Here is a 20,521-nt window from a genome sequence, read left to right as displayed (position 1 = left end):
GATGAAAGCCCTACTGATTAACAAATTTTTGTATCCAAACGGTGGCAGCGAGACTTATATCTTCAAACTGGGTGAGCACTTAGAGAAGATGGGACATGAAGTTCAGTATTTTGGCATGGAACATAAGGGGCGCTGTGTCGGCAATCAGGTCAATGCTTATACATCTGATATGGACTTCCACGGCGGCAGCAAGCTAAGCAAGCTGACCTACCCCATCAAAACTATCTACAGCAAGGAAGCACGGGTGCAGCTGCGGAAAGTGCTGGACGACTTCAAGCCGGATGTCTGTCATCTGAACAATTTTAACTACCAGCTGACACCTTCCATCATTTTGGAAATCGTGAAGTGGCGTAAGGAGACCGGAAGGGATTGTAAGATCATCTTCACGGCACATGACTACCAGCTAGTTTGCCCGAACCACATGCTGAACAATCCGAACACTCACCAGAACTGTGAGAAGTGTCTCGGCGGCCATTTCGTGAACTGCATGAAAGGAAAGTGCATCCACGGTTCCACGGCGAAATCGGCCATCGGCATGATGGAGGCTGAGTTCTGGAAGTGGAAGGGTACCTACAAGTACATTGACACCATGATCTGCTGCTCGGAGTTCATGAAGAGCAAGATGGACAGCAATCCTCTGTTTGCAACAAAAACCGTGGCAATGCACAACTTCATCGATAAGGTGGAGTGGAAAGAGACTCCAAAGAAGGATTACGTCCTTTACTTCGGCCGCTTCTCAGAGGAGAAGGGTATCGGTACCCTCATCAAGGTCTGTAAGGAACTGCCGGATGTCCAGTTCATCTTCGCCGGTACTGGCCCGCTGGAAGAGACAGTAAATGGTATTAAGAACATCAAGAACGTTGGCTTCCAGAAAGGCGAGGCACTGGAGAAGTTGATCCGTGAGGCACGGTTCTCCATTTACCCTTCTGAGTGGTATGAGAACTGCCCGTTCTCCGTGATGGAATCCCAGATGTATGGCACACCGGTACTGGGAGCAGACATTGGTGGTATCCCGGAGTTGATTCAGGTTGGCAAGACCGGTGAGCTGTTTGAGAGCGGTAATGCCGAAGATCTGAAGAAGAAGATCGAGAAGCTCTGGGGTGATAAGAAGCTGTGTGCGGAGTACAGTGCGAACTGTAAGGACATCAGCTTTGATACTATCGATGAGTATTACGAGAAAATTATGAAGGTGTATCAGTAAGATTGTTATGTGAGGAGAGAATTTGTGGCTACAAAAGCGGATAGATATGAGGGAATAGATGGATTGAAGGCATATGCCATCATTGGTATTGCACTGATGCACGTCCTCGCAAATGGAGAATATGGGATAGGAGGATTTGTGTTTGAACGGTTAATACCATCTTTCACAAACCTTGTTTTCCTTTTTATGATGGTCAGCGGTTTTGGTATGTGCTGCGGCTATTACCAGAAAATTATTAACCAGAAGATTAGCGTAGAGGATTTCTACAAGAAACGGTACATCAAAATCTGGCCGTACTTTGCATTGCTCTGTGCGTTAGACTTTGTGATTTCACCAAGCAAGGAATCCTTGTTTGAAGTTTTCGCAAACTTGACTTTATGTCAGGGACTTCTGCCAAATGCGAATATTACGGTCATTGGTGTGAGTTGGACACTGGCGGTTATTTTTGTGTTCTACATGCTGTTCCCGTTTTTCTGCTTCCTGATTGGAAATAAGAAGAGGGCGTGGGGCGTAGCAGTTGCGGCACTGATGTTTAACTGGCTGTGTTCTTCCTATTTCAGCGCAGGAAGAGGCAATATTGTTTATGATGCGATTTACTTTATCGCTGGTGGATTGATCTTCCTCTATCGAAAAGAGCTGGCTGAGTTCGCATCGAAGCACAAGGTTATCGCCGGAGTGATTCTGCTGATTGCCACGGTTGTCTATTTTGCCGTAGGTGGCTATACGCTCATGATGTTGCTTTTCTGTGTGGCAGCATTGATTTATACCATTGGCTGCAATCGGAGGGGGGTATTGGTCAATCCAATTGTCAAGTTCCTCGGCGGTATCAGCTTCGAGATTTACCTGTGCCACATGGTAATTTATCGTGTGTTTGAAAAGTTACACCTTGTTCATCTATTTGGAAACGGTCTGCTGGCATATATCTTTACAGCTGTTGCAGTCATCTGCGGTTCGGTTGTGTTCTCGGTATGTGCAAAGTGGTTCTTAAATAAAATCGAAACATTCTTAAAAGAGAGAGTTAGGAGAGTTAATCATGTCTGAAGAAAAGAAGTTAAATGGTACGGTCATCGTCACTTATCGTTGCAATGCTCGTTGCTCTATGTGTAACCGCTATAAAGCACCTTCCAAGCCGGAAGAAGAAATCAGCATCGAGACCATCAAGAAGCTGCCGAAGATGTACTTCACCAACATTACCGGCGGCGAGCCGTTCATCCGTACCGATCTGAAGGATATCGTGCGCGAATTGTACAAGAAGTCTGACCGTATCGTTATTTCTACCAACGGTTTCTTCACAGACCGTATCGTTGACCTGTGCAAAGAGTTCCCGCAGATCGGTATTCGTATCTCCATCGAGGGTCTGGAGAAGACCAACAACGAGATCCGAGGTCTGCAGAACGGCTACCAGCGTGGTTATGGCACGCTGAAGAAGCTGCGTGAAATGGGTATGAAGGATGTTGGCTTTGGCATGACCGTTCAGGATAAGAATGCCCCGGATCTGGTTCCTTTGTACAAGATTTCCGATGAGATGGGCATGGAGTTTGCAACTGCTTCTCTGCACAACAGCTTCTACTTCGTTGAGGCGAAGAACATCATCCACGATCGTCCGATGGTTGCTAAGAATTTCGAGAATCTGGTCAACGAACTGCTCCGCAGCAACAGCCCGAAGAAGTGGTTTCGTGCTTACTTTAACCACGGTCTGATCAATTACATCTACGGCCAGAAACGTCTGCTGCCTTGCGATATGAGCTTCGATACCTTCTTCATCGACCCGTATGGTGATGTCATGCCTTGTAATGGCACCAAGGATAAAGAGGTCATGGGCAACCTGAACAATCAGACCTGGGATGAGCTGTGGAACAGCCCTGAAGCAGAGAAGGTTCGTGCAAAGGTTCGCTGCTGCGACCGTGACTGCTGGATGATCGGTTCTGTCAGCCCGGCTATGCACAAGTATATCTGGAAGCCTGCTACTTGGGTTCTGGTACATAAGTTCAAGGCTCTGTTCACTAAGCATCCGTACAGCATGTATGAGCTGAAGATTTGCCGTGACTATCGTGATGGCAAAGTTACTAAAGAGGATTTGGACAAGTGTAGCACTTGCGATATGAACTGTGTGATCAACAACGGTCTGAGTGAAGCATCCAAGGAACAGCTGAAGCATAAGACTGGCGAGGAAATCGTGGATGCTGATATTGCACAGCAGATGGAGACGAAGTGATGAATATCCTGTATATAGCTTATTCATGTAACCCTTTTGCTGGAAGTGAAGATAAAATCGGTTGGTGCGTTCCTTATGAAAGTTCAAAAACAAATAAAGTTTATGTAATTACAAAAGAAGAACAACGTGAACCAGTCGAAAAATATTTGCAGAGTCACCCACTTGAAAATATAAAGTTTTATTATGTTGACATCCCTAATTTTTACAAAAAAATCTTCAAGGGATTTATGTATTCTGGAAGACTTAATGTGTGGAATAGACGGGTACTTCCTCTCGCAAAAAAAATCTGTGCGGATCAAAAAATTGACGTTATTCATCAGATTACGCCAATTGAATTCCGTGCAATTGGAGACTATGGAAAGATAGCAAATATCAAATTCGTCTGCGGACCACTTGGCGGAGGAGAGTCTTTGCCTAATGGATTAAAAGATTACGCAAAGGGGCATGAAATCATTGAAGTCGTTCGCTCAGGGATAAATCGCTGGTATCGTTTTAAACTGAGAATCACTGGCAAACTAAATCGCTGCGACTATATTATGTTTGCAAATAAAGAGACTCAAGAATTCCTCGTAGAGGGGGCAGAACTAAACTGTCCGTATGAATTAGTCTTTGATAACGGATTAAGACCGGACGAATTGGTGAGCTGGACAGAAAAGGAAAAAGTGAATGAAGAATTACAATGTAAGTGATGAGCCAGTGACTGAGGTTGCGGTAGATATAAATGATATTAAAGATACTTGCAATGAAAAGGGCAGAAATGAAGAATGCGTCTTTCTGGTTGCTGGAAGAATGATATATCGAAAGGGCTTGGATTTTCTTTTTGATGCATTGATGAGAATTCCGCAGGAGACTAGATATCAGGTTAGAGTTGTAGGCGATGGCCCGGAACTTGAGCATCTACGTAAACGCGGTAAGGAAGACCTGAACTTGTCTGAGCATGTGCACTGCATGGGTTCTATTCCCTATATGGAAATGGAAAAGGAATATGCAGGTGCGGATGTATTTATTATGCCGAGCATTCGAGAGACGACAGGCACGGTCTTACTGGAGGCAATGTCAAAAGGTATTCCGGTTATCACCATTAATAAGTTTGGCGGAGCAACTCTTTTTGATGAAAACACCGGTTGGCTTTATGGAGGAAACTCGAAAGAGGAATACATTGAGAATTTAAAAAAGGCAATTCTTGAATGTATTGCTTATCCTGATGAAGTAACAAGGCGTGGAAAAAACGCACGAAAGAAAGCAGAAAAGTATACCTGGCAGAAAAAAAACGAGAAGTATCAGGCAATATATGAGGAACTGCTGAAAGAGTAAGATGTGCAGCATAGAGGAGAGGTTAAAATGGTTGGAGTATGCATAAAATATATGCATGAAAATTACGGAGGCATATTGCAAGCATATGCAACTGTTAGTTATTTGGAAAATCAGAATATTGAGTATGAGCTGGTTCGATATACAAGAAAGAAGACTATGACAGAAGCACTGAAAGACGTGCCGCGTCTTTTTAATGCAGTTTGGTTTAATAGCAGGTATGAGGGAATTCAGAGAAAGCTTAGTCTGAAAAAGCATCCTGAGTATGCAAAAAACAATGAAGTTCGTATGAAAGCATTTGCGAGTTTCAAAAAATGGGCTTTTAAGGATTTCTCCGATGAGTATATCGGCTATGCGGCATTATGCGAGGGTGGAAAGAAATATTCGGCGGTTATAACAGGAAGCGATCAGCTTTGGAGTCCGGCAGGATTGCCGACGAATTATTACAATTTGATGTTTGTTCCGGATGACACGCTAAAAATTTCAATTGCTTCTAGTTTTGGAGTAAAGGAAATTCCGTGGTATCAAAGGAAAAGAACGGTACAGTATTTGAACCGCATCGAATACATTAGTATGCGTGAAAATCGAGGAAGTGAGATTGTCAAGGAACTGACTGGTCGAGATGTTCCTACGATTTTAGATCCTGTTTTCTTTTTGAGTAAAAATGAATGGTTGGAGAGAATTCCTAATAAGAGAGAAATCAATGAGCCATATATTTTTGCATACTTCCTTGGTGCCACACAGGAATATCGCAATGCAGTAAAGAAATTAGCTCATGACAAGGGCATGAAAGTCGTTGCGTTACGACACATGGATCAGTATGTAGAAGAAGATGAAAACTTTGGAGACTTTGCTCCGTATGATGTGAGTCCAGAAAGATTTCTAAATCTTCTGCGAAATGCAGAGTATGTCTGCACGGATTCTTTCCACGGGACAGCATTTTCTATTCTTAATGAAAAGCAGTTTGTGGTATTTAACAGATATGCTGAAAATTCCAGCTTTTCAAAAAATTCTCGTATTGATACCCTGTGTGTGAATTTTGGTCTAGAAAATCGGCGCTATAAAAATGGAATGGACTTATCAGACGTTGTAAAAGATGATATTGACTATAAAGCTGTAGGGGAAAAGTATAAAAACCTTAAGATGGTAACAGATCAATATTTAAAGACTGTATTGAAAGAAATTAGAAAGCGTGTGTAATCGTGCCGAAATAGGAATATGAAATAATGCATGAGATTGTCGCCGCGAAAGGATAAATATTATATGAATAATGAAGTAGTTAGAGTATTGGTGACATCTCCGCTTGGTGTTGGAGGTGTAACTAATATGATGATTCATATCCAGGAACACCTGGACAGATCTAAAATAAATTTTGACTATCTTGTTTTTCATGATAGGCACGAACCTATGGAAGACAAAGTTCTTTCATTGGGAAGTAAAAAGTATGTTGCCTCAGCGGATAATGTGAAATTTAGACCTTTTAGAAGAATTTGGAGAATTAATGAAATTCGGAAAGTCTGCAAGAGAAATCATATTAAAATCCTACATTATAATGCGGATTGTGCAGCAGATATGACAAATATTATTGGCGCAAAATTGGGTGGGGTTCAATATATTACAATACATAGTCACAATGCTGGCTTTGGAGCAGCAGGTAATGGAATTCGATTTATGAGCAAAATCTTAAAGCCATTAATTCCACTCTTTTGCGATAACTTTTATGGCTGTTCAGAACTAGCTGCAAGATTTCTATTTCCGAGGTCGATTATTGAATCTGGTAGGTATTCAGTACTTCCGAATGGAATTGATTTGGAGAAATATGATTATAATGAAGCTGTTCGTCGAGAAATACGAAAAAAGCTGAATCTGGAAGGTAAGTATGTTGTAGGACACGCTGGACGGTTTTCTGATCAAAAAAATCACAGCTTTTTGCTGGACATCTTTCAAGCAGTACACCGAAAAAATCCAAATACTGTGTTACTTTTATTTGGCGTTGGTGAACTACAAGAAGCGATGAAAAATAAGGCTAGGACATTAGGAATTGAAGACGCTGTAATTTTTTATGGAGCTTCAAATGAAATGAATAAAATGTGGCAGGCAATGGATGTTTTTGTAATGCCATCTTTACATGAAGGTCTTCCGGTCACGGGGGTTGAGGCACAGGCGAGCGGATTGCCATGTGTTTTCTCAGATGCAATAACAAAAGAAGTAGGCTTAACTTCAAATACAGAATTCCTTTCTCTTCAAGAAAAACCTGATGTGTGGGCGGAACATGTTTTGAAGTATATGAATGTGCAAAGGAAAAGTGAAAGAAAAATATTGGAGCAGGCAGGTTATGATATTCAGCAGACAGCAGATACACTTGCACAACTGTATTTGAATGTTGCTGAAAAACTATAAAGGATGGAAGGAGAAAGTGCTTAATGATTGTAGTGAAGAATAAAGCAGATTGCTGTGGATGTACGGCATGCTATAGTGTATGCCCGAAAAAAGCTATAAGTATGCAGCAGGATCAAGAGGGCTTTTTATATCCATTCGTGGAAATTTCAAAGTGTATAGATTGCAAATTGTGCGATTCTGCTTGTCCTATTGAAAATAAAATCGAGTCTAAAATGTTTGATAGAAAAGCATACGTACTCAGAGCAAAGGACGTAGAAATTGTTTCTACAAGTACCTCTGGAGGATTTGTAACACCGTTAGGCGAATGGATCCTAAATCAGGGAGGTGTTATTTGTGGCGCAACTTATAATGAAGAATATAAGGTAATTCATAAAATTTCCGGGGGGGGGCAGAAGAATTTCGAGGTTCAAAATACGTGCAGAGCGATTTAGGCGATTGCTTTTCTGAAATAAAAAAACATTTGATGCAAGAAACGAAAGTGTGCTTTATTGGAACGCCTTGTCAGGTGTATGGATTAAAATCATATCTGAGAAAAGAATACGATAATCTGGTAACCGTAGATTTGGTTTGCCATGGTACACCGTCGCCGAAACTTTGGAAAAAATATTTAGACGAACAAAAAGACAAATATCATTCAGAAATAGATGATATTGTTTTCAGAAATAAAACATATGGATATCACAGTGGCACCATGCGTATAAGATTCAAAAATCAGTTTGTTTATTATGGAAGCGCCCGTGTGGATCCAATGCTTAAGAGTTTCTTTGCTGAAATTTCGTCAAGACCAAGTTGCTATCAATGTCACTTTAAATCAGTGGAACGATGTAGTGATTTCACTATTTATGATTGCTGGCATGCAAATAACTTAGTGGAAGGTCTTGTTGATGATGATAAAGGCTTTACTAATCTGATCGTGCAGTCTTCAAAGGGAGAAAGGATTCTGGATAGAATTGCAGACAGGTATGAGCTTTATGCAACAAATTTGGAAAAGGCTATAGAATTGGATGGCACGATGATTTGCCATTCAGCAGAGCCTCATCCAAGACGAGATGAATACTATCTGAATTTGGATAAAGAAACCCTAAGAGCACATATACAAAAGTTTGTACCAATCAGAATAAGGGATTATTTAATAGAGAAATCTAAAGGAATCTTTTATCGGATGGGTGTGTATAAGTTTCTGAAGAACAAGAAATGAGGATCTGTTATTGCTTCTGAATGATTTGGATTCAGGAGGATATATGATTCAAATAAAGAGCAAATTGGATTGTTGTGGCTGCACTGCCTGTGCAAGTTCTTGTCCTAAAAGTGCAATTACGATGGTTCCTGACGAAGAAGGTTTTCTGTATCCTAAAATTGATATGAGACGTTGTATTGAATGTGGAGCATGCGAAAGAGCATGCCCGATTCTTAATAAAAAAACGGTAATATCTGAAAAAACAGAAGGCTATATTATTAGAATTAAAGATAACAAAATTCTCTATGAGAGTACCTCTGGTGGTGCATTCACAGCTCTAGCTGATTATATCCTTGAGCAGAATGGTATAGTTTATGGAGCTGGATACGACAATAACATGAGAGTAGTGTGTAAAAGGGCTACTACAAAGCAACAGTTGCAGGAGATGCGAGGCTCTAAATTTGTTCAAAGTGATCTTGGAAACATTTTTCAAGATATTAAAAAAGAATTAAAAGAAGGCACGACTATTTTGTTTTCTGGGACACCTTGTCAAGTGGCAGGGCTGCTAAGCTTTTTAAGGAAAAAACCAGATAACCTTTTATGTGTGGATTTTGTTTGCCGAGGTGTACCATCGCCTGGCTTGTGGGATAACTATGTGAAGTATATGGAAAACAAATACAGCTCGAAAATAGTTGGAGCCCGTTTTAAACATAAAACATATGGGTATCACACGAGCACGATGAAAATAGATTTTGCAAATGGAAAAACCTACTATGGGTCTGGTAGAGTCGATCCATACATGAAGGCGTTTGTAAGAGAAATCTCATCAAGACCATCTTGCGCAGCATGTGCTTTTAAAGGAATAGAAAGACCAAGCGATATCACTGTCTTTGATTGTTATGAATATTCAAAAATCACCGGAAGAAAAGATGATAATAGAGGGTATTCATCAATATTTGTGCATACTGAAAAAGGTGGAAAGATTTTAGAGGCCATAAAATCACATATTGAAATACAAGAAGAAGATGTAAATAGTCTTGTGACGGAAAATGGTGTTATGGTTTGCAATAGTGCAAAACCACATCCTAGGCGGGCTGAATTTTACCAGCTGGCTGAACATTATCCAATTGATAAGGCTTTGAATAAAATTGATCCAATTACATTAAAGGATAAAATAATTGAAAAATCTAAAAGATTTCTATTCAAAACAGGCCTAATAACTGTTGCACGCCATTTAAATAAAGGAAAAAAAGTTGAGGTTGTTGAGAATAAGTAATTGGATTGCTTCGATTTATTCACACACATATTTGAAGATGGAGAGTGTAAGATTTTTGAATAGAATGATTCTATGGGAGGACACCAATGCCACATATTAGTGTTATTATCCCTGTCTATAACGCAGGAAATTATATAGTTGATACTTTAAATTCAGTTTTGCAACAAACATTGAAAGATATAGAAGTTATTGTCGTAAATGACGGATCTAATGATCAATCTCTTGCTGAATGCTATAGATTACAAGAGATTGATAAGCGCATTATCATAATAAATCAAGATAATCAAGGCGTATCAAAAGCTCGTAATGTAGGAAAGCAAAATGCAACAGGTGACTATATTATTTTTATAGATGCTGACGATGAACTTGATTGCAGAATGCTTGAGATTTTATATACTCAAGCAAGGAAAACTGATTCAGATATATCTGTGTGTGGAGTTGATAGGATTTTTGAAAAAAAGCAAGAGGAGAAGAAAAAGTATCATTGCAATTATGAGGAAATTACTGTTGATCAGGCGATAGAATGGCTGTTGTTGGGCCAAAAAATTGAGTCGGGCGCATGGAATAAGTTGTTTAAAGCTTCTACGATCGAGGATGTTCATTTTGAAGAAGGTAAGAAGATAAATGAAGATAAATATTTTGTATTTAGATCTCTGCTGAAAAGTAAAAAAATAGTCTATTGTGCTGAAAAATTATATTATTATTATTGCAGGGAAAATTCGGTGACTAATCAATCCTTCTCTGAAAGGTGGTTCGATTCACTGTACTTTGCGGATAGAATATATGAAGAACTTAAAGGCCGTAATAATTTGGAAGTCTTTGCAAGATATCAATTATTGATTGCATACTACACTGTTCTACGTAGGATGTATCCTTTCAGAGATCAATACAAAAAGGAGTATCAGCTAGTTATTGATAAAATTAAATCTACTAGTTTTAAATCAGTGCTTTCATATATGGACAAAAAACAAGTGTTTGGTGTTTTATCTATAAAATATTGCATTCTTTTGTATAAATTTATGAGGTGTGTTTCAAAATGATTATCTTGAAAAAACGTGCTGCAGAGAGAATGTATTTTGTATGAAAAATCTATTTGCTAGATGGAGGGATATAGATGCAATTAAAAGTTAAGAAACATGAACTACGACTTTTACTCCAATGTATACCAATTTTGACTTTTGCTACGCTAGCGTCTCTTGGTTCGCTTTTGCCAAGCGTAGTTCAGTTCAGTGCTGCAGTTATTTTGGCGGGACAAGTTGTTTTTATATTTGGCACTAAAGGTATAAAAAAAAATATTGGATTATTGTGGATACCATTAATGATATTCTTTTATGTACGAAATAATCCCAATATTAAATTCTATAGTCTAACGTATATCCAGGTTTTATTGCTTTTTGTCTGCTGTATATTATTTTCAGCATCGGGAGGTTTCAATGATCGGTGTTGGATGATAAAAATGGTAAGCTCTTGGCGATATCTTTACTTTATTTATATTGCATTTACCATTTATATGTTTTTAGATAGTTCAGCGATAAATTTTGTATGTAATTTGTTCCCGGATGCTGCGAGTACAATTCTTAATCAGTATCATAATGCGGGAATCCCAGGGTTAACAAAGCACTATTCAACAAATGGAATGCTTCTTGCTGTTGGGACGATGATATTTGGAAGCTATGCATTGACTGAAAAAAGACGTTCTGACTATTTATTGTTTTTGATATCGGTTGCTGCATTGCTTTTATCAGGAAAAAGAGCACATACTGTTTTTGGACTTACTGCGTTGTACCTCTGTTATTTTGCATATAATTCAAATGCTAAAAAAAGTCGACTCGTAAAATGCATAGGCGTTTTATTGGGAGCATTAACTGTATTTGCTGTAGCAAGTTATTGCGTGCCGGCACTTGCAACTGTTGTTTTTCGTTTTATTGATACTGCAGAGACTGGGGATATGTCAGTAGGTAGAGTTGATGTATGGTTAAAGGCGTTTTCTATGTTCGGCAAGCATAGTCTTGTTGGTATAGGTTGGGGACAGTATGTTAACCAAGGTGGCTGGTTCTGGAATATTCATAACATATATATTCAGTTACTTGTTGAAACCGGTATAATAGGATTTATAATCTATTGTGGATGGTTTCTGTTTCATCTAGTAAGGACATGGTCGACGTATTCAAAAATGCGTGTAAATCCACAAGATTATATGAATAAAGATTATTGCTTGATGAATTTTTCGTTGGCAATGCAAATATTTTTTTTATTATATGGCTTCACAGGAAATCCTTTGTATGATCGTGAAATGTTTGTGCCGTATTTTATTGCATGCGCAATAAGTGTTAATTATGCTAATAATGATGATGGGAGTGAATTAGAGTAAATTATGAAAATAGGAATAGTAACTCCGTATGATTCGGCGAACTGCGGTGCTTATTTGCAAGCATATGCTAATAAATGTTTTTTAGAAAAAAATAACCATAATGTGTGTTTTATACAGTGGAGAAATGAAAAGCAGCGAAAAAAGGAATTTTTTTCTAAACCCAAGACCATAAAGGAATTGATTAGGTGTATTCAACGATATCCCTTTTTATGTGCACGTTATAAGCGCATGACTCAGGCATTAAAGGAATTTGATATTCAGAAAAATACTGATGATTTAGATTGTATAGTAGTAGGTAGTGATGAAATTTGGAACATAAAGGTTTCACAATTTCAAAATCCGATTTTTTATGGTGGTGTGGAGCAAAAAAGCTGTATAGCATATGCACCTAGTGCAGGACAGGCAGCACTCAAGGATTATAATGATTTTCCATGGGTTAGAGAGTGCTTGGAAAAAATGACGTATGCGGGTGTAAGAGATGAAAATACTAGGAATATTGTTGGAAAACTTGTTGCAAAGCAAGTAGAAATTGTTTGTGATCCTACAATGTTACTGCCTATTAATGAATTTGATTTTCCGCACGAACGTAAGATTAAAGATAAATATATGATTGTTTATTCATATAGCGTTCCTAAAGAACATCAGGCATATTTAAAAAGATATGCAAGAAAGAATAATTTAAAACTTGTATCGATATGTTTGTATCAGTCCTGGTGTGATTTAAATATTAACTGTCACCCGTTGGAGTTTAGTTCATATATTCAGTTTTCTGAGTGTGTTTACACAACAACATTCCATGGGACGATTTTCACATTGTTGAATCATAAGAATTGCGCTATCTATAGTTGTTCAAAAAAATTGAAAGATTTACTTGAGTGGACACATAAAGAAGAGACAATGTTGTCATTGACAGCTACATATGATGAATTTGAGAGCCTGATTACCAAACAACATAGCTATGAATTATTCGAGACTATAATCGAAAAAAAAAGGCAGGAATCACAAAAGAGATATATAGACGCTCTTAAATCATGTGAAGTCTGAAACGGAAAGTGAGTCAGTAATCAACAATACAAGGAATGAGTCGATAGGAATAGTATCCATGGGGGAGGACACCCGCTTGATAGCCACTATAGTTATAGGTAAAGGCAGTTAGGATTTCTGGAGACAATGATATTCTTGATGGATATGGAAGATATATTTCCATAGAGAAATGGAGATACGCTAGGAATGGTTAAACGAACATCAATGAAGGTTTATTTCGAGTAGCCTTCTGTTGCCATTTTAGTATCTGACGCAGTGAAGTGCCTATAGCTTTGGCTCATTCACTGAGATATTGAGAACTGAAAAATTCTACACAGTCAAAAAATACTTAATTATATGAGGAATAATATTAATGAGTCGTAAAACAGAATTAGCAAAAAATACGGCTATACTTACAGTGGGAAAACTATGCACACAATGTATTAGTTTTTTCCTTCTTCCTTTATATACGGCAATTTTGTCAACGGAAGAGTATGGCACGTTTGATTTATTGGTCACATATTCAACATTATTACTTCCACTCGTAAACTGGCAGTTGGATCAGGGACTGTTCCGATTTATGCTTGATTATCGTGGAAACAAAGAAGAACAAGGAAAGCTCTTTTCTACGCTGTTACTATCTAGTACAATACAAAGTATTATTTACATTATTCTTTTTGTTTGTGTAGAACCTTTTTTGAAAATTCAAAATGCATATTTTTTATTGCTGTATGTGGTGTTGCATGTCTACACGGCATTGTTTCTTCAATTTGTTAGAGGATTGGGAGATAGTGTTAAATATACAATTGCATCGTTTATATCCGCTTCGGCAACAACAGTTTTAAATGTCATTGCGCTGGCTATTTTGAAAATGGGGCTACAAGGATTGTTCTTGTCCACTCTGATAGCTCAGTTTTTGACGTTGTTGTATTTGGTGTTTACATCCAGAGCGTGGGAGTATTTTTCTGTTAAGAGTATTCGGCCGACGGTATTCAAACGGGTTGGTGCTTATTCTATTCCTTTAATTCCCAATAATCTGGCTTGGTGGGTTGTAAATGCGTCGGATAGAACTATAATTGCACATTTTTTAGGAACCGCTGCCAATGGTATTTATTCTATAGCAAATAAGTTTCCTAATGTGTTTATCAATTTTTATAATATCTTGAATTTGTCCTGGACGGAGACAGTATCATTACATTTTGATGATGAGGATCGCGATGAATTTCTAACGGAAACAATGACATCTCTTTTTAAACTGTTTGCAGCTGCATGCTTTGGCATTGTTGCGTGTATGCCATTTGTATTCCCGATTTTGATTAATGAGAAGTATGTCGCTGGATATGATCAAATCTTGATTTTGATGTATGCAATGCTTTTTAGAGTGCTCGTCGGATTATATAGTTGTATATATGTAGCTCAGAAAAATGCAAAAAAGATTGCTTATACTTCTATTTCTGCAGCTATAATCAATATTACAGTGAATTTGATTTTAATAAATAAAATTAAGATTTTTGCAGCATCAATATCTACACTGGTTGCATTCTTTTCAATGTTTATCATTCGTTATATTGATGTAAATAAGACTGTGCATATGCAAATTCGGAAGCCAATTATTATCGGAAGCATTCTAATTGGTACTATGCTGATGGGAACATACTATTGTGAAAATAAGATGATTCAGTTCATCGCACTTTGTATCACAGCAATCTACGCAGTGCTGACGAATGTTGATATGTTGAAATCTGGCATGAAATTAGTAAAGAGTCATCTTGGGAAATAGGTCTTGGCTGTGATTAAAGAGAGTATTTCACATGATTTAATATTCTTCATTCGATTCTTATTACTGCTTTTTAGAGAGTAGTAGATAAGCTCGAAGTTTAATCGATTTATAGATATATTGCGCCAATTTTATGTGTAACGATTATATTTCTTGTTGTTCTATAGAAGAAGGTCAAAACTGTAATTAAAAATAAATAATAAGAGGAGGAACAGCTTATGGAGGAATTGATAGATACAATAGTATATGCAGGAAGGTTAAAAGACAAATCTGCCTTGATGAGCAGTTCTTCTGGTGGCGCATTTACTGCACTTTCGGATGCTTTTCTGAAAAGCGGAGATGCTGTGGTGGCTGCAGTCTATATTTATGAGAATCATACTGTGGAATTCCAGATGATTCTGGATGAGAAGCAGCGTGAAAGAGCAAAAGGCTCAAAATATATGCAGAGCAAGCCCGGTGATATTTACCAGGAAGCGTATCATTGGTTAATGGATAATCCAAAGAAAGAATTGCTCTTTGTTGGCATGGGATGTCAATCAGATGGATTTCGGAAGTTCAGTGAAATAAAAGGAATCCGTGATAGGGTGTATATCGTAGACATTATCTGCCACGGCTCTCCAAGTCCGAAACTGTGGAGAGAATATGCAGAATCAATACAAAAGAAGGATGGAAGGATAACTTATCTTACCTTCAAAGACAAGCGCAATGGTTGGAAATCGCCTACAGCTTACGTGAAAGTCAACGGGTCAGAGAGACCGCTTAAAGATTATGTTAAGGTGTTTTATAATCGGTGTGCGTTACGGCCGTCTTGTTATGAATGCCCTTATGCTACGACAGAACGAAAAACAGATATGACCATTGGGGATTTCTGGCATATTGAAGAGACTATTCCAGATTTTTATGACCCTAATGGTAATTCTCTGTTCTTGATTCATACTGACCGGGGTGAAGAATTGTTTGAAAAGATTCGAGATAATTTGGATTATAGATTAAGCAATACAACACAATGTTGGCAGGCGAATCTTGAAGCGCCGACTCAAAAGTCTGAACAAAGAGATGCATTCTGGAACGATTATCAAAAGAAAGGAATTGATTTCGTGATGAAGAAATATGGAACAGTTCCAATGAAGACAAAAGTAAAGAATAAACTCATCAAAATTTTGAGGGGGGGGGTACGAACTAAATAACCTCGATTATGCTGATTACTCCGAAAGGAGGGCGGCATAATGAATTGGAAGCAGCCTAAAGTATATGCAGTAAGACATAAGGATGAAGCAACAAGAGCAGCTTCCAGATCGGGTGGTATTTTTACAGCTCTTTCGGATCAGGTTTTATCCAACGGTGGTGTGGTCTATGGGTGTGTTTTGACGGATGAATTTGATGCCGTACATATTCGCGCTGATAATGCAGAAGAGCGTAATCGAATGCGAGGCTCAAAATACATCCAGAGCAAGTTGGGTGATACATTCAGAAATGTGAAAGCAGATCTTGATGTGAGGAGAAATGTACTTTTTTCTGGAACTTCCTGTCAGGTATCTGGACTGAAAAAATACCTTGGAAAAGAGTATGATAACCTATTCTGTGTGGACATTGTCTGTCACGGTGTGCCAAGTAAAAAAGTATGGAATGCATATCTGCGTTGGCAAGAGCAGAAAAATCACTCTGAAGTTGCAATGGTGGATTTCCGAAATAAGAAGGATTTTGGTTGGCATGACCATGTGGAAACACTTTGTTTTGAAAATGGCAGGTCTACGAGCAGCCGGGTGTTCAAAGAACTTTTTTATGGGCATACGGTGTTGCGGCCCAGTTGCTACGAATGCCCTTATAAGTCTGTGATGCATCCGGGTGATATTACAATTGCAGACTACTGGGGTATCGAAAAAGCAGCTCCTGAGTTTGATGATAACAAGGGCGTTTCATTGATGCTAGTAAATAATGAGGCTGGAGAAAAAATATTTGAAAAAGTAAAAAAGAGACTGATTTGGAAGCAGACAAAGCTAGAGGACAGTATGCAGCCGCCTCTTAAAGCTCCATTTCCAAAACCAGATAATAGAGAGCAGTTCTGGAGTGACTTTGATAATAAATCGTTTGAGTATGTTGCCAAGAAATACGGTGGCATCGGACTAAAAAATGATGCTAAGTTGCTTTTGAGAAAGATTAAGAGAAAAATTAAAAAGTTGGTGGTAAAAGGTGGAAAGAGAGATTCCAATATTATATAAAAGAAAAGAAGAATGCTGTGGATGTACGGCTTGTTATGCCATCTGTCCGAAAGAGGCTATTTCTATGGTCGAGGACAAAGAAGGCTTTGAATATCCACAAATTGATGAAAGTAAATGCGTGCGGTGCTACCAATGTATTAAAGTATGTCCGATAAAAGCAGCACGAGCACAGTAAGGAGAGAGTTATGAAAACAACATTACTTATCATGGCAGCCGGTATCGGTAGCCGTTTCGGAACAGGAATTAAGCAGTTGGAGCCGGTGGATGATGCTGGTCATATCATCATGGATTACTCGATTCATGATGCAATTGAGGCTGGTTTCAATCATGTAGTATTTATCATCCGCAAGGATATCGAGAAGGAGTTCAAAGAGGTCATCGGTGATCGCATTGCCTCCATTTGCTCTTCTCATAATGTAACTGTGGACTATGCTTTCCAGGATATTAACGATATCCCGGGAACTCTGCCGGAAGGTCGCACGAAGCCGTGGGGAACCGGTCAGGCCGTGCTTGCTGCTAAAAATGTGATTGATACTCCATTCATTGTGATCAATGCAGACGATTACTATGGCAAGGAAGGTTTCAAAGCCGTACATGAGTATCTGGTGAATGGTGGCAAGTCCTGCATGGCAGGCTTTGTTCTGAAGAATACTCTGTCCGATAACGGTGGTGTGACTCGTGGTATCTGCAAGATGGATGAGCAGAACAATCTGACGGAAGTTGTGGAGACCAAGAACATTGTAAAGATCGCAACTGGAGCGGAAGCAGACCGCGTGGCTGTGGATGTAAATTCTCTGGTTTCCATGAACATGTGGGGATTGACTCCGGAGTTCCTGGATGTACTGGAGGAAGGCTTCAAAGAGTTCTTTGAGAAAGAAGTTCCGGGCAATCCGCTGAAAGCAGAGTATCTGATCCCTATCTTCATCGGCGAACTGCTGGAGCAGGGAAAGATGTCCGTAAAAGTTCTGAAGACCAACGACACCTGGTATGGTATGACCTACCATGAGGATGTTGCAGCTGTAAAGGACAGCTTCAAGAAGATGTTGGAGAACGGCGTGTATAAGGCCGACCTGTTCAGTGATCTGTAAACGACGATGAAAGAAACGATTGATTTACTCGGAAAGATCATCACAAACATCCTGACTGCTCTCTATGAGCCATTTGGATTTTCACTCCTGCTTTCCTTCCTAGCTATGTTTTTCTATCTTTATGCTTATGAACCTACCGAAGCCGGCAAAGGATGGAAGAGCGCCATAGTGACTTGGTATCAGAAATTTAAAGAGAGCGTGTTCTTTCGGAAGATGTTCTTACTGGTTTTCGTGACATCGATGATCTTGTTCCGAACGCTGCTGAATCGGAACCTGTGGCTAAATCCTTTGTCAAATATCATGGGTGGCTGGGGCATCTGGGAGACCGTGAACGGCGAGCAGAAACTTACAACTGAGTGCATTGAGAACGTGATCATGATGGTGCCGTTCACCAGCATGGTTATATGGACATTTCAAGAGAAAGTGGGCAGTAGCTGGAAGAAGATACTGTGGTATAGCGGAAAGATAGCGTTCATTTTTTCGATAAGCATTGAGATGCTACAGCTGTTTTTAAGGCTCGGTACATTCCAACTGTCTGATTTGTTCTATAACACAGTCGGTGGAGTGGTAGGCGGTTTAGTGTACTACGGAATCGTGAAGGCAAGAAAGCATCTGTAAAACTGGTTGAAATTGTGATATACTGGGAGCGGTAGCTTCCATGCTGCTCTGATAATCACACACCTCTTCGTGGTGAGCAGCAGGCAACGATTTATGATCGGCTGAGATGTGATGAACTATAATAAGATGATGAAGGAGCAAGAGCTATGGATGCTAAAGAGTATAATAATATTATGGAACGTTTGGACTTTATTGAGTTCCGTCAGCAATTGCTTTTTGATAACGATGATGTGAGCCGTAGTATTTTTGAGTACGGTTTAACCAGAGAACAGTACAAAAGAATCATGGCTCTTATGCAAGATTACAGAGAACGCATTGAGCGAGGAGAAAAGTGTGATCATAGGGGGTTTGAACAGGCAATGTATGAAATTGTTCCAGACCATAGAGGCGATTATCACATGTGTGAGGAACTTGCAAAAGGATTCAGAGACGAGAATAGATGGGAAGAGGTTTTTGATAATTTATATGGAGAAATGCCCAAGTATTCTTATTTAAAGTCAAAAGAAGAGTAAAATTATGTGGAGTGCTGTTGGAAATTTAGCAAGTATTGTCACGATTGTTGGATTTGTAATTACGATTTGGCAATTATTTGCATTAAAAAAATCAGTGAAAAAATCTGAACAAGCCATACGAGAAGTACTTGATGATAAAGAGTATGAAAAACTAAAACATATTTTAGAAGTCACGGAAAATCAGCTCAAAGAAGTCAGTAGTTTATTGATCAAAGTAGATAAACAAGGAGTTAACCAAAAATCAATAAGAGAACGCTGTGTTAATGTTTGCAGCGAACTTAATAAGTGTTATATTTCATTACCAAGTGGAGATAGCTATAGTAATATTAAGAATCAGTTTCTGGAAGCAAGAAATTATATGGAATCTTTTATTGAACTAAATAGTAAATCAGAAATGAAGGAGGCACGAGCATTTCTTGAAAATGCAATGGAAGGAATAAAGAAAGCCGAAGAAAAATTTGCGGAGAAAAAAGTTCAAGCGGCTACACATAGAAATTGATTCTGATTGCATAGGCTGTAGTCATATTGCCCGTACTCCAACACAGTGCTATACTTAAACAACTAAAAAAGGAAAGAGGTTATCACCTATGCCCAGAACTAAAGGTAGCAAGAATAGACCCAAAACTGTGACTGCTGATTTTGCGACACAGATTGCAGAAAAGCAGTCCGCAAAGGAAGCACTCACAGCTGAGATTGCATCCATCACCGCGAACATTGACACTTTAAAGTCTGATCTGAAAGCAAAAAAGACTGCTTTGAAGAAGGCCGAAAAGGAAGTAGCAACCCTGGAAGCAAAGAAGGCAAAGGCAGATGCTAAGGCAGCTGAAGAAGCTAAAAAGGCTGAAGCAGAGGCTGTGCTGAAGAAGCTGCTGGCAAACGGTATGAGTGCAGATGAGATCCTTGAAAAGCTGAAATAAACAAGAATCCAAGAAAAAAATAAATGCCGTGTGGACAAACTGAACTTCAGGAGTTCACGCGGTATATTTTGATGGTCGCTATATAGTTTATAACGAAAATAAAATAAGGACATAAACAAAAGAAACGGAGCGTGAGAAAAATGAACTTATCAAAAATACATCATATTGCAATCATCGTATCTGACTACGAAGTAGCCAAGGATTTTTATGTGAACAAGTTGGGATTCCCTGTCATCAGGGAAAATTATCGCCCGGAGCGTAAGGACTGGAAGCTGGATCTGCGAGTAAATGAGCACACTGAGTTGGAGATTTTCGCTGAGGAAAACCCGCCGAAGCGTGTGAACCGCCCGGAGGCTTGTGGTCTGCGTCACCTTGCCTTTTGCGTAGAGAGCGTGGAGCAGACGGTGAAAGAACTG

Annotated in this window: 23 protein-coding genes; all 23 read left to right on the top strand. The window is 39.0% G+C overall.

All coding sequences use genetic code 11. The annotated features are described in order from the left end of the window. Position 1 precedes the first annotated feature (1 nt). Positions 2 to 1,201, top strand: coding sequence for a glycosyltransferase (locus ACMP1L_RS09570; RefSeq protein ID WP_418452865.1), 1,200 nt, complete (start codon positions 2 to 4; stop codon positions 1,199 to 1,201). Positions 1,202 to 1,225: 24 nt separating this feature from the next. Beyond that, positions 1,226 to 2,242, top strand: a complete 1,017-nt coding sequence (locus ACMP1L_RS09565; protein ID WP_418452864.1) for an acyltransferase family protein — start codon at positions 1,226 to 1,228, stop codon at positions 2,240 to 2,242. Beyond that, positions 2,235 to 3,416 carry a radical SAM protein gene (locus ACMP1L_RS09560; protein ID WP_418452862.1) on the top strand — a complete coding sequence of 394 codons (1,182 nt, stop codon included), beginning with the start codon at positions 2,235 to 2,237 and terminating at the stop codon, positions 3,414 to 3,416. The genes ACMP1L_RS09565 and ACMP1L_RS09560 overlap by 8 nt, the downstream gene beginning before the upstream one ends. Then, the gene (locus tag ACMP1L_RS09555) at positions 3,416 to 4,105 is read left to right on the top strand and encodes a hypothetical protein (RefSeq protein WP_118587475.1); all 690 of its coding nucleotides are present in this window, start codon (positions 3,416 to 3,418) and stop codon (positions 4,103 to 4,105) included. Before ACMP1L_RS09560 ends, ACMP1L_RS09555 begins: the two co-directional genes overlap by 1 nt. Then, a complete protein-coding gene (locus ACMP1L_RS09550) occupies positions 4,083 to 4,730 on the top strand; it encodes a glycosyltransferase family 4 protein (RefSeq protein WP_418452861.1) in 648 nt (215 codons plus the stop codon). The genes ACMP1L_RS09555 and ACMP1L_RS09550 overlap by 23 nt, the downstream gene beginning before the upstream one ends. A 27-nt stretch (positions 4,731 to 4,757) precedes the next feature. Continuing rightward, entirely contained in the window at positions 4,758 to 5,927 is a 1,170-nt protein-coding gene (locus ACMP1L_RS09545; protein WP_418452860.1) for a polysaccharide pyruvyl transferase family protein, read from the top strand. 63 nt (positions 5,928 to 5,990) lie between these two features. Beyond that, a complete protein-coding gene (locus ACMP1L_RS09540) occupies positions 5,991 to 7,127 on the top strand; it encodes a glycosyltransferase (protein ID WP_418452859.1) in 1,137 nt (378 codons plus the stop codon). Between the two features lie 23 nt (positions 7,128 to 7,150). Beyond that, positions 7,151 to 7,558, top strand: a complete 408-nt coding sequence (locus tag ACMP1L_RS09535) for a 4Fe-4S dicluster domain-containing protein (RefSeq protein ID WP_418452857.1) — start codon at positions 7,151 to 7,153, stop codon at positions 7,556 to 7,558. After that, positions 7,543 to 8,325: a Coenzyme F420 hydrogenase/dehydrogenase, beta subunit C-terminal domain gene (locus ACMP1L_RS09530; protein ID WP_055260476.1), complete on the top strand. Its 783-nt coding sequence runs from the start codon at positions 7,543 to 7,545 to the stop codon at positions 8,323 to 8,325. The genes ACMP1L_RS09535 and ACMP1L_RS09530 overlap by 16 nt, the downstream gene beginning before the upstream one ends. A gap of 43 nt (positions 8,326 to 8,368) precedes the next feature. Further along, positions 8,369 to 9,580: a Coenzyme F420 hydrogenase/dehydrogenase, beta subunit C-terminal domain gene (locus ACMP1L_RS09525; RefSeq protein ID WP_249236187.1), complete on the top strand. Its 1,212-nt coding sequence runs from the start codon at positions 8,369 to 8,371 to the stop codon at positions 9,578 to 9,580. Positions 9,581 to 9,666: 86 nt separating this feature from the next. Beyond that, on the top strand, positions 9,667 to 10,620 hold the full coding sequence (locus ACMP1L_RS09520) for a glycosyltransferase family 2 protein (RefSeq protein ID WP_418452855.1): 954 nt from the start codon (positions 9,667 to 9,669) through the stop codon (positions 10,618 to 10,620). A gap of 74 nt (positions 10,621 to 10,694) precedes the next feature. After that, positions 10,695 to 11,951: an O-antigen ligase family protein gene (locus tag ACMP1L_RS09515; RefSeq protein ID WP_418452853.1), complete on the top strand. Its 1,257-nt coding sequence runs from the start codon at positions 10,695 to 10,697 to the stop codon at positions 11,949 to 11,951. A gap of 3 nt (positions 11,952 to 11,954) precedes the next feature. Beyond that, entirely contained in the window at positions 11,955 to 12,995 is a 1,041-nt protein-coding gene (locus ACMP1L_RS09510; protein ID WP_418452851.1) for a polysaccharide pyruvyl transferase family protein, read from the top strand. 352 nt (positions 12,996 to 13,347) lie between these two features. Further along, the gene (locus ACMP1L_RS09505) at positions 13,348 to 14,754 is read left to right on the top strand and encodes a lipopolysaccharide biosynthesis protein (RefSeq protein ID WP_418452849.1); all 1,407 of its coding nucleotides are present in this window, start codon (positions 13,348 to 13,350) and stop codon (positions 14,752 to 14,754) included. Positions 14,755 to 14,969: 215 nt separating this feature from the next. After that, positions 14,970 to 15,938, top strand: a complete 969-nt coding sequence (locus ACMP1L_RS09500) for a Coenzyme F420 hydrogenase/dehydrogenase, beta subunit C-terminal domain (protein WP_418452848.1) — start codon at positions 14,970 to 14,972, stop codon at positions 15,936 to 15,938. Between the two features lie 39 nt (positions 15,939 to 15,977). After that, on the top strand, positions 15,978 to 16,970 hold the full coding sequence (locus ACMP1L_RS09495) for a Coenzyme F420 hydrogenase/dehydrogenase, beta subunit C-terminal domain (RefSeq protein WP_418452846.1): 993 nt from the start codon (positions 15,978 to 15,980) through the stop codon (positions 16,968 to 16,970). Further along, positions 16,942 to 17,145 (top strand): 4Fe-4S binding protein, encoded by a 204-nt coding sequence (locus tag ACMP1L_RS09490; RefSeq protein WP_418452844.1) that lies wholly within the window; start codon positions 16,942 to 16,944, stop codon positions 17,143 to 17,145. The genes ACMP1L_RS09495 and ACMP1L_RS09490 overlap by 29 nt, the downstream gene beginning before the upstream one ends. Positions 17,146 to 17,155: 10 nt before the next feature. Then, positions 17,156 to 18,058: a sugar phosphate nucleotidyltransferase gene (locus ACMP1L_RS09485; protein ID WP_418452842.1), complete on the top strand. Its 903-nt coding sequence runs from the start codon at positions 17,156 to 17,158 to the stop codon at positions 18,056 to 18,058. Between the two features lie 6 nt (positions 18,059 to 18,064). After that, positions 18,065 to 18,676 (top strand): VanZ family protein, encoded by a 612-nt coding sequence (locus ACMP1L_RS09480; protein WP_418452840.1) that lies wholly within the window; start codon positions 18,065 to 18,067, stop codon positions 18,674 to 18,676. Between the two features lie 146 nt (positions 18,677 to 18,822). Beyond that, positions 18,823 to 19,188 carry a DUF1878 domain-containing protein gene (locus ACMP1L_RS09475; RefSeq protein ID WP_294647578.1) on the top strand — a complete coding sequence of 122 codons (366 nt, stop codon included), beginning with the start codon at positions 18,823 to 18,825 and terminating at the stop codon, positions 19,186 to 19,188. A gap of 4 nt (positions 19,189 to 19,192) precedes the next feature. Beyond that, the gene (locus ACMP1L_RS09470; RefSeq protein ID WP_294647579.1) at positions 19,193 to 19,687 is read left to right on the top strand and encodes a hypothetical protein; all 495 of its coding nucleotides are present in this window, start codon (positions 19,193 to 19,195) and stop codon (positions 19,685 to 19,687) included. A gap of 88 nt (positions 19,688 to 19,775) precedes the next feature. Beyond that, complete coding sequence (locus tag ACMP1L_RS09465; protein WP_294647580.1) at positions 19,776 to 20,105, top strand: hypothetical protein; 330 nt, start codon at positions 19,776 to 19,778, stop codon at positions 20,103 to 20,105. Between the two features lie 140 nt (positions 20,106 to 20,245). Then, the coding region (locus tag ACMP1L_RS09460) for a VOC family protein (RefSeq protein ID WP_418452838.1) at positions 20,246 to 20,521 on the top strand (276 nt) is incomplete at its 3' end.

The organism is Ventrimonas sp., from assembly GCF_048380235.1.
Classification (GTDB): domain Bacteria; phylum Bacillota; class Clostridia; order Lachnospirales; family Lachnospiraceae; genus Brotaphodocola.
This window is presented reverse-complemented; position numbering and strand designations above follow the sequence as displayed.

Bases quoted from the DNA above. Each gene is read 5' to 3' on its own strand.
- ACMP1L_RS09570 (WP_418452865.1), top strand. From the start codon at position 2: ATGAAAGCCCTACTGATTAACAAATTTTTGTATCCAAACGGTGGCAGC.
- ACMP1L_RS09550 (WP_418452861.1), top strand. From the start codon at position 4,083: ATGAAGAATTACAATGTAAGTGATGAGCCAGTGACTGAGGTTGCGGTA.
- ACMP1L_RS09480 (WP_418452840.1), top strand. From the start codon at position 18,065: ATGAAAGAAACGATTGATTTACTCGGAAAGATCATCACAAACATCCTG.
- ACMP1L_RS09495 (WP_418452846.1), top strand. From the start codon at position 15,978: ATGAATTGGAAGCAGCCTAAAGTATATGCAGTAAGACATAAGGATGAA.
- ACMP1L_RS09555 (WP_118587475.1), top strand. From the start codon at position 3,416: ATGAATATCCTGTATATAGCTTATTCATGTAACCCTTTTGCTGGAAGT.
- ACMP1L_RS09465 (WP_294647580.1), top strand. From the start codon at position 19,776: ATGCCCAGAACTAAAGGTAGCAAGAATAGACCCAAAACTGTGACTGCT.
- ACMP1L_RS09515 (WP_418452853.1), top strand. From the start codon at position 10,695: ATGCAATTAAAAGTTAAGAAACATGAACTACGACTTTTACTCCAATGT.
- ACMP1L_RS09510 (WP_418452851.1), top strand. From the start codon at position 11,955: ATGAAAATAGGAATAGTAACTCCGTATGATTCGGCGAACTGCGGTGCT.
- ACMP1L_RS09545 (WP_418452860.1), top strand. From the start codon at position 4,758: ATGGTTGGAGTATGCATAAAATATATGCATGAAAATTACGGAGGCATA.
- ACMP1L_RS09475 (WP_294647578.1), top strand. From the start codon at position 18,823: ATGGATGCTAAAGAGTATAATAATATTATGGAACGTTTGGACTTTATT.
- ACMP1L_RS09470 (WP_294647579.1), top strand. From the start codon at position 19,193: ATGTGGAGTGCTGTTGGAAATTTAGCAAGTATTGTCACGATTGTTGGA.
- ACMP1L_RS09560 (WP_418452862.1), top strand. From the start codon at position 2,235: ATGTCTGAAGAAAAGAAGTTAAATGGTACGGTCATCGTCACTTATCGT.
- ACMP1L_RS09540 (WP_418452859.1), top strand. From the start codon at position 5,991: ATGAATAATGAAGTAGTTAGAGTATTGGTGACATCTCCGCTTGGTGTT.
- ACMP1L_RS09485 (WP_418452842.1), top strand. From the start codon at position 17,156: ATGAAAACAACATTACTTATCATGGCAGCCGGTATCGGTAGCCGTTTC.
- ACMP1L_RS09500 (WP_418452848.1), top strand. From the start codon at position 14,970: ATGGAGGAATTGATAGATACAATAGTATATGCAGGAAGGTTAAAAGAC.
- ACMP1L_RS09505 (WP_418452849.1), top strand. From the start codon at position 13,348: ATGAGTCGTAAAACAGAATTAGCAAAAAATACGGCTATACTTACAGTG.
- ACMP1L_RS09520 (WP_418452855.1), top strand. From the start codon at position 9,667: ATGCCACATATTAGTGTTATTATCCCTGTCTATAACGCAGGAAATTAT.
- ACMP1L_RS09535 (WP_418452857.1), top strand. From the start codon at position 7,151: ATGATTGTAGTGAAGAATAAAGCAGATTGCTGTGGATGTACGGCATGC.
- ACMP1L_RS09525 (WP_249236187.1), top strand. From the start codon at position 8,369: ATGATTCAAATAAAGAGCAAATTGGATTGTTGTGGCTGCACTGCCTGT.